Origin of the sequence: Rhizobium sp. Leaf306, from assembly GCF_001423425.1 — a bacterium.
GTDB classification, from domain to species: Bacteria; Pseudomonadota; Alphaproteobacteria; order Rhizobiales; family Rhizobiaceae; genus Neorhizobium; species Neorhizobium soli.
Genome location: NZ_LMNX01000007.1, coordinates 44242 through 58874, shown reverse-complemented (window position 1 = coordinate 58874; position 14633 = coordinate 44242). Strand labels below are relative to the sequence as shown.

At 59.7% G+C, this 14633-nt stretch carries 17 protein-coding genes; 4 read left to right on the top strand and 13 right to left on the bottom strand.

All coding sequences use genetic code 11. The features are described from left to right. Positions 1–8 precede the first annotated feature (8 nt). The 7 genes from ASG19_RS22600 to ASG19_RS24660 form a co-directional block, all read right to left on the bottom strand. Complete coding sequence (locus ASG19_RS22600; protein WP_062463212.1) at positions 9–854, bottom strand: ABC transporter permease subunit; 846 nt, start codon at positions 852–854, stop codon at positions 9–11. 4 nt (positions 855–858) lie between these two features. Continuing rightward, positions 859–1758: a sugar ABC transporter permease gene (locus tag ASG19_RS22595; RefSeq protein ID WP_062463209.1), complete on the bottom strand. Its 900-nt coding sequence runs from the start codon at positions 1756–1758 to the stop codon at positions 859–861. An 11-nt stretch (positions 1759–1769) separates the two neighbouring features. Beyond that, entirely contained in the window at positions 1770–2837 is a 1068-nt protein-coding gene (locus ASG19_RS22590; RefSeq protein ID WP_062463206.1) for an ABC transporter ATP-binding protein, read from the bottom strand. 70 nt (positions 2838–2907) lie between these two features. Beyond that, on the bottom strand, positions 2908–4098 hold the full coding sequence (locus ASG19_RS22585) for an extracellular solute-binding protein (protein WP_082476509.1): 1191 nt from the start codon (positions 4096–4098) through the stop codon (positions 2908–2910). Positions 4099–4173: 75 nt separating this feature from the next. Next, positions 4174–5082, bottom strand: a complete 909-nt coding sequence (locus ASG19_RS22580; protein WP_062463203.1) for a dihydrodipicolinate synthase family protein — start codon at positions 5080–5082, stop codon at positions 4174–4176. Further along, complete coding sequence (locus ASG19_RS22575; protein ID WP_082476507.1) at positions 5079–5777, bottom strand: GntR family transcriptional regulator; 699 nt, start codon at positions 5775–5777, stop codon at positions 5079–5081. The genes ASG19_RS22580 and ASG19_RS22575 overlap by 4 nt, the downstream gene beginning before the upstream one ends. A gap of 436 nt (positions 5778–6213) precedes the next feature. After that, positions 6214–6423: a tautomerase family protein gene (locus tag ASG19_RS24660; RefSeq protein ID WP_082476506.1), complete on the bottom strand. Its 210-nt coding sequence runs from the start codon at positions 6421–6423 to the stop codon at positions 6214–6216. A 390-nt stretch (positions 6424–6813) separates the two neighbouring features. Here ASG19_RS24660 and ASG19_RS24700 point away from each other — a divergent pair, with 390 nt between their 5' ends. After that, a complete protein-coding gene (locus ASG19_RS24700; RefSeq protein ID WP_200933939.1) occupies positions 6814–7266 on the top strand; it encodes a BA14K family protein in 453 nt (150 codons plus the stop codon). Between the two features lie 81 nt (positions 7267–7347). Beyond that, positions 7348–8562, top strand: a complete 1215-nt coding sequence (locus ASG19_RS22570; RefSeq protein ID WP_244476260.1) for a patatin-like phospholipase family protein — start codon at positions 7348–7350, stop codon at positions 8560–8562. Here the strand turns inward: ASG19_RS22570 and ASG19_RS22565 are convergent. Together ASG19_RS22565 and ASG19_RS22560 are read right to left on the bottom strand one after the other, a co-directional pair. Continuing rightward, a complete protein-coding gene (locus ASG19_RS22565) occupies positions 8522–8944 on the bottom strand; it encodes an ABC transporter permease (RefSeq protein WP_062463200.1) in 423 nt (140 codons plus the stop codon). The two genes, ASG19_RS22570 and ASG19_RS22565, sit on opposite strands and share 41 nt — an antisense overlap. Positions 8945–9226: 282 nt before the next feature. After that, positions 9227–9613, bottom strand: a complete 387-nt coding sequence (locus tag ASG19_RS22560) for a hypothetical protein (RefSeq protein ID WP_062463197.1) — start codon at positions 9611–9613, stop codon at positions 9227–9229. A gap of 202 nt (positions 9614–9815) precedes the next feature. Between ASG19_RS22560 and ASG19_RS22555 the strand changes: the two genes are divergently transcribed. Next, positions 9816–10130, top strand: a complete 315-nt coding sequence (locus ASG19_RS22555; RefSeq protein ID WP_244473955.1) for a hypothetical protein — start codon at positions 9816–9818, stop codon at positions 10128–10130. After that, the gene (locus ASG19_RS22550) at positions 10127–10750 is read left to right on the top strand and encodes an exopolysaccharide biosynthesis protein (protein WP_062463194.1); all 624 of its coding nucleotides are present in this window, start codon (positions 10127–10129) and stop codon (positions 10748–10750) included. The genes ASG19_RS22555 and ASG19_RS22550 overlap by 4 nt, the downstream gene beginning before the upstream one ends. Positions 10751–10780: 30 nt before the next feature. On the opposite strand, the gene ASG19_RS22545 is transcribed toward ASG19_RS22550, so the two are convergent. The 4 genes from ASG19_RS22545 to ASG19_RS22530 all read right to left on the bottom strand — a co-directional run bounded on the left by ASG19_RS22545 (position 10781) and on the right by ASG19_RS22530 (position 14626). Next, entirely contained in the window at positions 10781–11965 is a 1185-nt protein-coding gene (locus ASG19_RS22545) for a M20 aminoacylase family protein (RefSeq protein ID WP_062463191.1), read from the bottom strand. A gap of 74 nt (positions 11966–12039) precedes the next feature. After that, positions 12040–12819 (bottom strand): amino acid ABC transporter ATP-binding protein, encoded by a 780-nt coding sequence (locus ASG19_RS22540; protein ID WP_062463188.1) that lies wholly within the window; start codon positions 12817–12819, stop codon positions 12040–12042. Continuing rightward, positions 12816–13742 carry an amino acid ABC transporter permease gene (locus ASG19_RS22535; RefSeq protein ID WP_062463184.1) on the bottom strand — a complete coding sequence of 309 codons (927 nt, stop codon included), beginning with the start codon at positions 13740–13742 and terminating at the stop codon, positions 12816–12818. Before ASG19_RS22535 ends, ASG19_RS22540 begins: the two co-directional genes overlap by 4 nt. Further along, a complete protein-coding gene (locus ASG19_RS22530; protein ID WP_062463321.1) occupies positions 13739–14626 on the bottom strand; it encodes an ABC transporter substrate-binding protein in 888 nt (295 codons plus the stop codon). Before ASG19_RS22530 ends, ASG19_RS22535 begins: the two co-directional genes overlap by 4 nt. Positions 14627–14633 lie beyond the last annotated feature (7 nt).

Below are 14633 nucleotides of genomic sequence, written 5' to 3'. Positions count from 1 at the left end.
GGGAGGCATCAGTGGGCGTTGGACGACTGGTTGCCGCGGGCGACGATCTGGGTCGGATTGACGAAGCGCAGCGCGACCAGCAGCCAGACCAACGTCGACACCATGTAGATGACGGCCATCGCATCGATCGACTGGACGGCCCGCACGCCCGAGGCAAACACCGCGTAATAGAGCGAGACGACGAGCGTCTGGCTGGTCGGTCCGGCGGTCAGGAAGGTCAGCTCGAACATGGCGACGGTGCGCACCAGCACCAGCAGCAGCGAGGCAAGAATGCCGGGGATCAGCATCGGCATCAGCACATGCACGAAAAGCTTGAAGGTGCCGGCGCCAAAAACCCGCGCGGCCGCCTCCACCTTCGGATCGATCTGCTCAATGAAGGGGATCATCACCAGGATGACGAAGGGCACCGTCGGCACGAGATTGGCAAGCACCACGCCCCAGAAGGTTCCGCCGACGTTGAACTGGTAGAGCACGGTCGCAAGCGGAATGCCGAAGGTGATCGGCGGCACCAGCAGCGGCAGCAGAAAGAGAAACATCACCAGTTTCTTGCCCGGGAAATCCCGTCGCGCCATGGCATAGGCGGCCGTGACGCCGAGCAGGCCGGAGAGCGCCACGACCGTGAACGCGATCTGGAAGGTCACGAACAGCACGGGTCCCAGCTGGAATTCCTGCCATGCGGACGCATACCAGTTGAGCGTAAAGGCGTTCGGCAGCCAGGTGCCGAGCCAGCGGGTGCCGAGCGAAGAGACGATCACGGTCGCGATGATGGCAAGCACGTTGAGCACGAAGAAGATCGTGATGGCCCAGACCGCGGTGATCCAGAGTTTGGCGCCGATGGTGGTATCGCGGATCATGGCTTCAGCCTTTCCCGCCACTGGTGGCGCCACGGTAGAAGAGGTTGCGGACGACGAGCACGATCAGCACGATGCAGAGCTGCACGACTCCCATGATCATGGCAATCGCTGAGGCCATGGTGAAATCATACTGCTCGAAGGCTGCCTGGGCGGCGGCGATCGAGATGACGCGGGTGGGGCCTGACGGCGCCCCCAAAAGCACGGCAGAGGGAAAGACCGCGAAGGCCTGCACGAAGGTGAGGCAGAAGGCGATCGCCAGCCCCGGCACCAGCAGCGGCAGCATGACATGGCGAAACCGCTGCCAGGCGGACGCGCCATGGGTGGCGGCCGCTTTTTCAAGCCCGGGGTCGATGCCCGTCACGTAGGAGAGCGTCAGCAGGAAGGTGAACGGAAACACCGTGATGATCAGCGACAGAAACACGCCCCAATAATTGTTGGTGAGCTTCAGCGGCGAGCCGATGATGTGCAGAAGCATCAGCGATCGGCTGAACCAGCCTTGCGGACCGAGGTAGTTGAGCATGCCCTGCGCCACCAGAACCGTCCCGAGCGTGATCGGCAGCACCAGCAGCGTCGTCAGCAGCCGCTGCCGCCGGACCAGCCGCACCCGCATCGCGACCGGCACCGCGACTAGGACGCTCAAAAGCGTCACGGGCACGGCAAGGCGAAGGGTCGCGGCGATCGTGTTGTAGAGATAGGGATCGGAGAAGAATGTGATGTAGTTGGCAAACATGCCGCCTTCGCGCAGCGGCTTGAAGGACAGCAGCAACCCGTGAATGAACGGGTAGATGAAGATCGCCAGCACGAAGAGCATGGACGGCAGGACGAGCAGCGTAACGCCGTCTATGCCGCGCAACGCAAGCTTTTGGCGAAATGAGGTTGTTTCCTGGGATGTGGAGGAGGTCATGGCCATCTCCTTCAGGCCGCAAACACGAGTGCGCGGGCCGGATCGATCGACAGCGACACGGTGCTGCCGGGTGCCGCCGCGTGATCGGCGTGGAAAATGATCTCCACCCCGTCCGGCGTTCTGGCGATGCCGACATATTCGCGGCCGCGGTATTCGATCGCCTCGACCGTGACGGGAACGCCGCCGGGAGCCCCGTCGGACAGCGTCACGTCGTCGGGACGAACGGCAAGGACCGCCGACGCGCCGGGCTGCAGGTCTTCGGCAACCGTGCCCGAGACGGAGAAGGAGCCGGCAGAAACCGTGGCGCGTTCGCCTTGACGCGAGACAACTTTGCCGGAGAAGCGGTTGCGGAACCCCATGAATTCGGCGACGTCCAGATGCGCCGGGCGCTCGTAAAGCTCATGCGGCGTGCCGACCTGGCGGATGGCCCCGTTGCGCAGCACCACGATCCGGTCGGCCAGCGACAGCGCCTCGTCCTGGTCATGGGTGACGTAGATGGTCGTCGCCTTCATCTGGTTGTGGATGCGGCGGATTTCGGCGCGCATCTCCAGCCGCAGCTTGGCGTCGAGGTTGGACAGCGGCTCGTCCATCAGCACCAGCGGCGGCTCGATGACGATGGCACGGGCGATCGCGACGCGCTGCTGCTGCCCGCCGGACAGCTGGCCGGGCAGTTTTTCCGCCTGACCTTGAAGGCGCACCAGCGCCAGTGCCTCATCGACCTTTGTGTCGATCTCGGCCTTGGGCCTTGAACGCATTTTCAGGCCGAAGCCGATATTCTTTCGCACGCTCATGTGCGGAAACAGGGCGTAGTTCTGGAACACCATGCCGAAGCCGCGGTCTTCCGGCTTGAACTGGTCGATGCGCTTGTCGTCGATATAGATCCCGCCGCCCGTCGTCGACAGGAGGCCGGCAATGCAATTGAGAGCGGTGGATTTGCCACAGCCGGACGGGCCAAGAAGTGCGATGAACTCACCCTTCTTTATCGACAGGCTGATGTCGCGCAAGGCATTCAGCGCTCCGAATGAGCGGCTCATCCGGTCGAGGCGGATTTCATTGAAGGGCATGGAAGCAAGCTGCATCGATCGGCCTCGTCATGGGAGAACATGGCCCCGCGGAGCGGAGGCCATGTGTATCCGGATATGTGTCTCGTTACTTGGCGACCGCTGCGACGTCTTCGTCCCAGCGGCGGAAGGCAACGACCAGCGCTTCCGGCTCGAGCGGCAGCTCGACCGGATTGTTCTTGATCCAGTCGTCGTATTCCGGACGGCCGAACTCGGCGATGGCATCCTGGCTAGCCTTGGGCGCCATCGAGAGCGGAACATCTTTGACGGCCGGACCCGGATAGAAATAGCCCTTGTCATAGGTGATGGCCTGCTGCGCCGGCTGCAGCATGAAGGTGATCATGTCGAGAATGACGGCCAGCTTTTCGTCCGAAATGCCCTTGGGCACGCTGATGTAATGCGCGTCGCAGACCCAGTGGAACCCTTCGAGCGTGCCGATGGCTGCCTCTTTCGGCACCACGCCGAGAACGCGCGGATTGATGTCCCAGCCGGTCGTGGTCACCGTCATGTCGCGGGTGCCTTCGCCGAATTCCTTCATCAGCGCGCCCGTGCCGGCGGGGTAGTATTCGATGTTCTTGTGCAGTTCCTTGAGGAAGGCCCAGGTCTTGTCCCAGCCCTTGACCGGATCCTTGGGATTGCTGTCCTTCAGAAGATAAGGCAGGCCCATCAGGAAGGTGCGGCCCGGGCCGGAATTGGCCGGCCGCGCATAGATGAACTTGTTGGGGTTCTGTCTCGTCCAGTCGAGCAGCTGTTCGGCTGTCTTCGGCACGGTCTTGACCTTGGCCGGCATATAGCCGAGCAGCGGACCAGACGGGTAGTAGGTGATGGTGACGCCGCGGCCCTTGGACAGCCCCTGCATGCGATAGGCCGGTTCCTGGTAGATAGCCTTCAGATCCGGCAGGCCGCTGTCCTTTATGGACGCAATATCGACCCACATGTCCTGTGCAAGGCCCGCCGAAAGCGCGTCCGGCCCTATCAGCACGACGTCAATATCGAGGCGCTTGGCAGCCTGTTGGGCCTTGATCTTGCCGGGCAGTTCCGGCGAGGTCGCCTTGGTGAACGTCATGCGCGACACAAGGTTGGGTTTTGCCGCCGCATAAGCGTCGAACGCCCCCTGCGTCAGCGCCAGATTGCCGGCCGCATCAACGATATTAAGCGTGACGGGCGACGTGGGCAGCGGCAGGCCGGCGGCCATGGCGCGAATGGACGAGAGCGTCATGGCAGCAGTGCTGGCTGCGGCAACGCCTAAGAAACCGCGGCGTGAAAATTTCGAATACATATTCATTCCTCCTCACCAGACCTGACTTAGCGTATCGGCGCAGGCGTGCCGGCATCGTAGTCCTCCCCGTCCCGCTTATGCGGGCATGGCCTCCCAGCCTTCGAGAATTGTTTCGAGAGCTTTGCGATCGTCAGCATCGAGCTTGGTCAAACCCGGCAGTCGAACAGGCCCGACGCTGTCTCCACGCAACGTCAGCGCCTCCTTGACGACCGTGACATTGGCACCGTTGTTGAACTTGGCCCGCAGCGCTTCGAAACCGGCGATCGGAGCGACCAGCATCCGTACCTTGCCGTAGTCTCCGGCCTCCAGCGCCATCCAGATCGCCATCGACCGCACTGGGTCGACATTGACCAGACCGGAGGTAAAGCCCTTGGCGCCAAGCGCGTAGAAGGGAGCCGCCCAGCCTTCCGCCAGACCGCAGATCCAAACCGCATCCGTTCCCTCCGTCGCGCGGACGCATTCGGAAAACAGCATCATGTCGGTCGATGCGAATTTGACGCCAGCGATGTTCGGATGCGTGGCGATCCGGGCGAGATCGTGGACGGCCATGGCATTGGAGCGCACATAAGCAACGAGCGGCAGCTCCGACGCTTCGGCAATGGCGATAAAATAGTCGGCCTGGGTCTTCGGCGCCGCGAACGGGTCGAGAGGATGATGGACCATCACGCCCTGCGCGCCTTCGCGCTTTGCCGACCGGGCGGTGGCGATGGCTTCGCCGATCGAGCGTCCGGCCGCCGCTGTAACGGCAGCCTTGCCGTCTGCCGCTGTGACGCAGATGGCCTGCAGGCGCAGCACTTCATCAGGCTGAAGGCTGTAGAATTCGCCGGTATTGCCACCAGTGACGATATTGTGGATGCCGGCGTCGGCGATGCGGCGAATGATCCTGCCGGTCATATGGGGTTCGATGGCGCCGAAATCGTCATAGGCTGTTACGTGGACGCCGGAGATTCCCCCAAGAGCCCGTCTATAGTCACGAATATTCATGCCCGATCTTTCTGATCTTCGGATTGAGACACGCGGATGAGATGCTTCTCACCCGATCGGATGACATGATCGCGCATTCGCTGCTCGGCGAGGTCCGGCTTGCGCTCAGCGATGGCGTCGGCAATGGCTTCGTGTTCTTCGACGGCGAGGAACCGCTCGCGTTCTTCCGAGAGCACGCTAAGGCGCGCCGTGTGATTGTAGATGCTCTGCCCGCCCTGCAGGCGACGCAGATAGGCGCAGCCCGAGGCCTCGTGAATGACGTTGTGGAACCGCTCATTGAGATTGATCAGTTCCAGGACATCCACCGTTTCGAGGCCTGTGCGCATTTCGATGAGGAGTGCGCGCATACGCAGGATCTGTTCCTCGGAGACACGCTTTGCCGCCTGCCGCGCGATCATGCTTTCGATCGCAGCGCGGGCCAGCATCATCTCTTCCGCCTGGGCCGGATCGAACGTCACATAGATCCCGCGACGCGGTTCTGACCTCACAAGCCCTTCGGCCTCCAGAATTCTGAACGCCTCTTTGAGCGGCGTCGTGCTTATGCCGAGACTGCCAGCCAGCTGCCGCTCGTTGAGCTTCTCCCCGCTCTTGAGCTTGCCCGACAGGATCGCATCGCGGACCAGTCCATAGACATGGCTGCGCAGACTTTTCAGAAAGACCGGCTCAACCGGCAAAAGCACATCGTCGCGTTCCATCCGTCCAGCTTTCCTCCCACGGTGAGGCTCGATCTAGCAGCTAGATAATGTCGTTTCAACTGAAATTTGAAATCTGATATATCAAACGCAAACAAAAAAGATTGCCCGTTACCGATCATGTGCGTGGCAGCCGACCTGCGTCGGATTTTGAATGCTGTGCCGCGCAGGCGAACTACAGCCTCCCACCGACCATTTACGATAGCGGGTATGAATGATCCATCGCCATGGATACGGTCAGTCACGCTCTTCGGCATGTTTCCAGGTGCAGTCAGAACACGGCAAAGATTTGTACCTTAGACTAGTGGCAATATCCGGAGGTTCGGGTTCCGGCGACTTAATAGGTCTCCTGCGTCTAAGAGATCCCGAACAGTGGAAACGTGATCTGCCTGACTACCCGTCACATCAACGCACATGGTCCTGCAATATGAGGTCCGCCTCACCGCTCGTTGAATGGAATTGCACCCTTTATCTTGTCAGCGAGAGTCGCCTCGATAATCTGCACCGTGACCGAGCCCGGCGCAGCTCCGAATTCCTCAACCACCGCGTCTGTAATTTTCTTCATCAGCTTGGTGTTTTGGTCGCGTGTCCGACCTGCCGCGCAAAAAACGTGAACCTCAGGGACGAATGTGACCCCATTCTTCGCGATATCTTCAGTATTTTCAGAGCCTAAAACCGCAATTGAGGCGCCATTCCACTAGTGCGCCCAGCTAGTTATAGTGTCTCGGAGTCGAGTGCTAACTGAGAATGTTCCTCCCGCACCACTACTACGCTCATGTCCGCGACGCAGATCCACCAGAACGCGGACACGTCGCGGCAACTGTCCGCGGGTAAGATAGACGAGTTGCACCGCGGCGCCGGGCTCGTCCTGGCCGGTCAAGACCTGCACCAGAGCGCTTATTCCCCGAGTTGTCTAATCTGTTGTTAAGATAATGACGACTTCAGTAAAGCAGAGTAAATAAGACGCTATCACACAGTAATCGCTCGATTTTTGCCATAGTGTGCCGACTTTGGTTCTCGCGTTAACGAGAGAACAACAATGAATAAATTATCGATTGCACTTCTGTCAGTGTCCGTCGTCATCGCCTCGCCGGCCTGGGCACAATTCTTCCCGCCTATTAATGAGGCCCCCAAATCCATCATTGTCGCGCAGAATGGGCCCGGTTTTTTGAACGGCTATCGCGGCGAACCTGAGCCGAGAGGCGGGTTACGTCGTGGCCTCGATGGATGGTGGTACCCACTGTCGGCGTTTGCGGCCGGCTCGATAGTTGGCGGAGCGATCGCCGCGCAGGATGATGGTCCGCCACCTCCACCTCCGGGTTACGAGCCGCCACCACCAGGATACAGACCACCTGGCCACCGCATGCGTCAGGATTTGCCACCGGAACATTTCGCTTGGTGCGCGAAGCGTTACCGATCCTATGTCGCATCTGACAACAGCTATGTTCCGCGAGCAGGAATACGCGCGCATTGCATGTCACCCTACAGCTAACGCGTAGTGTGAGAGCCGTCCTGATCGCGAAGAGCTTTCGCGATCAGGATAACGTTGAAGCGCTAATCAAGGCCTGCAAAATTGGCGTCACCCTTCCGTGCGGCTTTGATAAAGCTGCCAACGTTCTGCTTAAGAGGCGTGCTTAGCAGCCTCATCATCGCTCTGGGTTTGTTCGGCTGTACATCGGCAAGAGAGCCTTACTCTCGAGACGATGCGCGTGGCGCCGAGATCCCCGGATTTGCGAATGTGCGCAAGCCTTTGGACGGCGAAGTCGGACTATTTGCCAAGAAAAGAGTACCGCGGACACCATCTCCATTGCGGCATAAATATCTGGCAATTTCTGGCGGCGGCGCTGGCGGTGCGTTCTCTGTGGGCGCTCTCAAAGCGTGGTCGCAACGCGGCGACCGTCCAACATTCGACGTTGTCAGTGGCGTCAGCACGGGAGCACTCATCGCCCCGTTTGCGTTTCTCGGCCCTGACTACGACGATACGCTGGAGCATCTATACACGAGTGGAGTCGCTGAAGATCTGCTCCAACGCAGACCAATTATTTCTGGGCTTCTCGGCGAGAGCCTATACTACCAGAAGCCTTTAATGAACATGGTCGAGCAACACGTAACGCAAGAAGTACTCGACCGAATTGCGGTGGAATACCGAAAAGGCAGAGATCTTTTTGTCCTGACAACCAATCTCGATACTCAGCGCGGCATGCTCTGGGACATGGGCGCGATTGCCGCCAGCTCGCGCCCGGATGCGCTTAATCTGTTCCGCAATGTATTGGTGGCATCTGCCAGTATTCCCGGCGCTTTTCCAGCGGTAAAGATCATTGCTACGATCGATGGTCGAACGATTTCCGAGCTTCATTCAGATGGAGCCCCGTCTTCCCAGATCGTGACTGTTCCCGAAGCGATGTTGTCGGATACGAATGTCTCGTTGCCCGCAGTCATTCGCGGGGCGGACATGTATTTCTTAATCAACAATACACTGATGCCTGAGTTTTCTGTCACGTCCAATTCGACCGTACCCGTAGTGACGCGGGCTTACGCAAGCTTGGTTAAATCTCAGACACGGCAGTCTCTCTACGCGGCCTACGAGTATTGCAGGCGTACCGGAGTAAACTTCCACATGGCAGTCATTGACGCCCCTGTCCCCTACAATTTCAGTCAACCCTTCGGCAATGTGTACATGAGGGCGGTGTTCAAGATCGGTTACGATCGCATGGAACAGGGCCGGATATGGCGACAAAAGCCTATTTTCACTCCCGGCGTACCCCAAGCCCTTTCCGGTGCAAGATAGCTGTCTCGTTTGGCGACACGAGCATGATCGCAGCTGACGAGATCGCCCGGTCGAAAATTGAACCTCTCCAGATGGCGGCGACGATACCGAGACCGAGCGCCAGCGGAATGGTGATCGCCATGGTGATGGCAGCGAGTGTGAGCGAGTTCGGCAGGCGTTCGGCGACGAGGTTGGCAACCGGCCGGTCAGAGACATGCGAGTAACCGAGGTCGCCGGTCAGCAGCCCAAAAATCCACTCGAAATAACGCAGGATTGCCGGACGATCGAGACCGAGCGTTTCGCGAAGCTGGGATGCGGCTTCCGTCGTCACGGCTTGGCCAAGCAGTTCTTGTGAGGTATCGCCGGGCAACAACTCCGTGATGAAGAAGACCGCCAGCGACACGAGGAACAGCGACAGTCACTTCCAACGCATCGTGAATCCCGTCAAAGCACCACCGAGCACTTCCGCAAGGCGACCGACATCGGCTGTCGAAATCATCCCTCTGCGATTTTCTTCGAAGGGCAGGATGCCTAACCATGCTTGCAGCAAAAAAAAGCTGCTTGCTGAAAGCGCTGTGGCGCATGGCTAATTCAACGGTTGCGGCGGTGACGCTTCCAGTCCGAACGATCCCCTCAAGGAACAGTAGCAGCTCTTCTCAACTGTCTTCCGGAAGTTTCCCTTGGCTCATCCATGAGTGCGATCAAATAAAGCCATGATGACCAGCCCCGCTGTTACGCCGGCTGCAAACAGGCTCAATCCTAGAATAACACTCCTGGCTGACAGGACAGGCCGCTTGGAGACATTTGCATCGGCTTGATTGACGCCTGAGGCCTCAAGCACGATGTCTTGCTGGATCCGTTTCGGGGATGATCGAGGATCTTGCGCAGTCGGTTGCGCGGCTCCCCATGCAGGGACGTTGGCAACCGTCACCTGCCGGATCGTCTCTTCATCGTGTTTGACGGTGAATCTCACGGCGGAATCCGACTTCAACTTCGTGAGGACTTTCCGAGCGGCTTCAACTTCATCCGCACCCTCCACGAGCGACGTCTGGGTGACGAGGTAATATGGCATGCAGCATTGCTTTCTGTTCGCGCGATTGCAGTGTGATCGACCAGGCCGACTTGCGCCGTCAAGGCCCCACAGCCTTGAACACTCCCACTCCTCTTCCCAAATCATGTTCGACCCGCTGGTCCGGGCCCCTCTGGTGAAAGTCTTCGGCGCTTTCACGATGTCGGACCCCATACCGACAGATGCCGTAAGACACGGGACCAGGATGATGATCGCAGACATTGCCGCATGGATTTTTACGCTATTCGTTATCGATCCGCTGCATGCCGAGATGCGGCAACATCTCGATAACGCTAACGCGCCGGTAGAGCTTGTGCAGCAGTCGCGCCAATGCCTCGCTATTGAGGTTCCACGCCTCATCGACAAGGCCGGCAATGAGCCGGGCTGGGCGACGGCTACAGCGATCGGCATCTCGATTGGGTGGATGTCACCTGAACGGGTGTTTGATGGTGCCGATCCGAGCTGCGGCGCGTTGCGCGCACTGATCAGCACTAAAAATACGCGCGAGGCGGAAGGTTGACCCTGGCAGGGCCCGACGGCGAGCACGATACCGGCACAGCGTCCAAGACCTTGTCACATCTTGTAGCAAACGCACGCACCCGGGACGGCCTGACGATTGCCGACGCTCTCGAGCTCATAGGGAGGTCCGGCTTCGGTTTCGTGATGCTTCTTCTGGCACTGCCGGCGCTGATCCCGATCCCCGGTCCTTTCGGGATGATATTCGGCTCCGCGCTCGCAATTGTTTCGCTTCAATTCGCGATCGGACTGGAATCCCTATGGCTTCCGTCGCTGCTAGCCAATCGACGCATATCGGCAAAGGCATTCGAAGCGTTGGAGCGGTATGCATCGCCGTTGGTCCGACGGATCGAACAATTTGTCCGGCCGGGTCGGATGAAGGCATTTGCCGGACCACGCATGCCCTACCTGCTTGCGCTTCCGGTCTTCTGCCTTGCAGTCGCCGTCGCTCTGCCAATCCCGTTTGGAAACCTTGCCCCCGTTGCGGCACTCTGTGCGATCGCCATCGGTCTGATCGAGCGCGACGGTCTCGTGGTTCTTCTCGGGCTTAGTATGACGGCCATCGCGCTCGGCATCACGGGAGCGCTCCTTTACATGGCGGCTGGCGCCATCCCCTTGATTTAAGCTTCGTACTTCAGGACTTGCCAGTTTCGCCTACTGGTCGAGATAACGCTCTGCGAGCCGAGCCCACATCGCGGCCCCGGTGGTGAGGCTGCCGTCGTTGAAGTCATATCCCGAGGAGTGCAGGATTGCTGAGTCTTTGCCGTTTCCGAGACGCAGGAAGCTGCCGGGGCGATGCTGAAGGAAGTAGGAAAAATCCTCGCTGCCAGGAAGTAGCGGACATGTCGCCACGTTTTCAGCGCCGACTAGTTCCTCCGCGACGGCCTGGGCAAACGCGGTTTCCTTTTCCGAATTGACCACGACAGGATAGCCGTGTTCGTAGTCGATCTCGGTGGTGGCGCCATGCCCTTCGGCAACGCTTGCCGTCAGCTTGCGGATGCGCTCTTCGAGGAAGGAGCGGATCGCAGGATCAAAAGATCGCACGCTCATTGCGATCTTTGCCGTGTTGGCAATAACGTTCGAGGCTTCGCCGGCATGAATGGTGCTGACGGTCACAACCGCGGTCTGGGTCGGATCGACATTGCGTGACACGATCGACTGGAGTGTCATGACAAGGTTGCAGGCGATCAAGACCGGGTCCACCGTCAGATGCGGGCGCGACGCGTGTCCGCCCTTGCCGATGATGGTGATCCGGACGGTATCCCCCGCCGCCATGATCGGGCCCGGGCGCGTCAGCAGTGTTCCAGCCGGCATGCCGGGATGATTGTGCAGGCCAAAGATAGCGTCGATTGGAAACCGATCGAACAGACCGTCGGCGATCATCTTCTGGGCGCCGCTGACTTTTCCGGCTTCTTCCGCCGGCTGGAAGATTAGTGTCACGGTGCCGTTGAAACGCCGGGTCTCGGCGAGGTACTCGGCCGCTCCAAGAAGAACAGTCGTGTGGCCATCGTGCCCGCAGGCGTGCATCTTGCCCGGAAAAGTGCTAGCATAGGCCACGCCGGTCTCTTCCTCGATCGGCAAGGCGTCCATGTCCGCCCGGATACCGATGCTCCTGGTGCCCGTGCCATTCTTTAGCACCGCGACGACACCATGGCCGCCGACGCTGCGGGTCACGTCGTATCCCCAGCCTTCCAGCTTATCAGCGACGTAACGCGCCGTTTCGGCTTCTTCAAAGGAGAGTTCCGGGTGGGCATGCAGGTGATGGCGGGTCGCCTTCAGGTCTGCTTCCATGGCTTCGAAATCGGAGACGCGAGCGTAGAGATTGTCTTGACTTGGCATGCGGATTCCAGATTTTTTGAAGATTGGCGGACTGTTCCCCCGGCAATCAACCGAGGGCTCAAAGGGGATTTCGCTCAGAGGAAGCGCGACAGGAAAGACTGCGTGCGCGGATGCTGCGGATTGCCGATCACATCCTCGGGCTTGCCTTGCTCAACGATGACGCCGCCATCCATGAACACGACGCGATCGGCGGCTTCCCTGGCAAAGCTGATCTCATGCGTTACGACGATCATGGTCAGGCCCTGTTTTGCCAGATCCCGCATGGTCGCCAGCACTTCGCCGACCAGTTCGGGATCGAGCGCCGAGGTCGGCTCGTCGAACAGCATCAGCTTCGGCTTGATCGCCAAGGCCCGGGCGATCGCGACACGCTGCTGCTGGCCACCGGAGAGCTGGCGGGGATAGGCATCCACCTTTTCCGAGAGGCCAACCCGTTTCAGCAGCTGCTTGGCATTCTCGATGGCATCCTTGCGGCTTTCGCGGTGAACACCGACCGGCGCCTCGATGATGTTCTGCAGAACCGTCATGTGGGGGTAGAGGTTGAACTGCTGGAACACCATCCCGATCTTGCGGCGCTGCTTGGCAATGCCGATGGCGGACAGCTTTTCCAGACGGTCGTTTTTAAGCCTGTAGCCGATCTGCTCTCCATCCACTTCGATGAAGCCCTTCTGGATGGCCTCCAGATGGTTGATGCAGCGCAGGAAGGTCGATTTTCCGGAGCCGGATGGGCCAAGGATGACGACAACTTCGCCCGGCATGACATCGAGATCGATGCCCTTCAGCACTTCAAGATGATCGAACGCCTTGTGGACGTTCCGGGCCTGCACCAATGGCTTTGCGGTGTCGATCACGGTCAATGGCTCGCCTCCCCTGTCGCGGCTTCGACCTTGGCGACGCCGGCATTGCGGCGCTCGCTGCGGCCGTAATAGGCCTCGATATAGCTCTGGCCGAGATTGAGGACCGAAGTGATGAGCAGGTACCAGAGGACCGCGACCAGCAACATCGGTATGATTTCGAAGGTGCGGTTGTAAATCGACTGGACGGAGTAGAGCAGATCGGCCATGGCGATAACGCTGACCAAGGAGGTCGCCTTGATCATGCTGATCAGCTGGTTGCCAGTCGGCGGTACGATCGACCGCATCGCCTGCGGGATGATGATCCGCCACAGGGCACGACCCTTGGTCATGCCGAAGGCCTCTGCGGTTTCGGCCTGGCCGCGATCGACCGAAATCAGGCCGCCACGGATGATTTCCGCCATGTATGCCGCTTCGTTGAGAGCAAGTCCGACGATGGCAGCCGTCATCGGGGTGATCACCGAATTGGTGTCCCAGCTGGCCAGCGTCGGGCCGAACGGAATGGAGATCGAAATCTCCGGAAACAGCGTCGACATGTTGTACCAGAAGATCAGCTGGACCAAGAGCGGCGTGCCGCGGAAGAACCAGATGAACAGGGAGGCAAAACCGTTGGCGAGCCCGTCATTCGACATGCGCATGATGGCGATCACCAGGCCGATCACGACGCCGAGGATCATGGCGACCACAGTCAAGCCGAGGCTGACGTAAAGACCGCTGATTACGGTGGGATCGAAGAAGTACTGGGCGACGACCGGCCAACCGAAGCCTTCGTTATGGGCGATGATCCAGCCGAAATCTATGACGACAAAAGCGATCACCAGCCAAAGAAGCAGACGGCCGGTTCTGAAAGGCGTGTGGGCCGTCGCCACATCGCGAAAATTCGCAACGCCCTGAGGCGCCGCATCACTTTGTGTGCTGTTGATCATTTTGGAAGCTGCCCACCCAGATTGAGGCCGGGCTGCTTGATCATGTTGTTCTCGAGGCCCCACTTCTTCATGATTGCGCCATAGGTGCCGTTATCCATCAGTACCTTGATGGCATCGACGAAGAGCGGGCCAAGTGGCGAGCCCTTGGGGACGACCGCACCCTGGAAGATGTCTTCGAAACCGTTCTTCTGGCCGACGCCGGCCAATTCCAGCTGGCCATTCGCCTGGGAGACGAAGTAGGTCAGAGGCGCCTGGGAGGAGAAGAAGGCGTCAGCACGCTTGGAGCGGACGGCGAGGATGGATGCCGGCTGGTCCGTATAGGACTGGACCGTGACCGCCCCCTTGCCGTCAGCCACGCATTTTTCCGATTGGACCTTGATCACCCGTTCGGCAGAGCCGCCGGCCATGACCGAGACGCGTTGGCCGCAGGCCGTATCGAGCGACGTGACGCCCTTGGGATTTCCCTTCAGCGTCGCGAAAACCACGAACTCCTGGACCCAGTCGACAAAGTCGTTGGCCGTCTCGCGTTCCTTGTAGTCGCCGACCGGGCCGAAAGCGAACTGGTAGCGGCCCGAGTTCACACCCGCCAGCAGCGCCGGCAGGCCACCCACTGTGGCGTGCTCGATCTTGACGCCGAGAACCTGTCCCAGAGCGTCCGTGAGATCGGCGCTGGCACCGGTCATCTCCGTGCCGGTGACGATTTCATAGGGAGGGAAAGAGCCGTTGTTGACGGAGATCATCTTGCCGGCGGTCTTGATGTCTTCCGGCAGTCTGTCGTGCAGTTCCTTGTTCACGTCCAACTTCGGGGCAGCGTCCTGCGCCTGGGCGACACAGGCCAGAGCGACGCCGGCGAAGGTAAGAGCAATCAGTTTCTTATGCGACATGGTCATT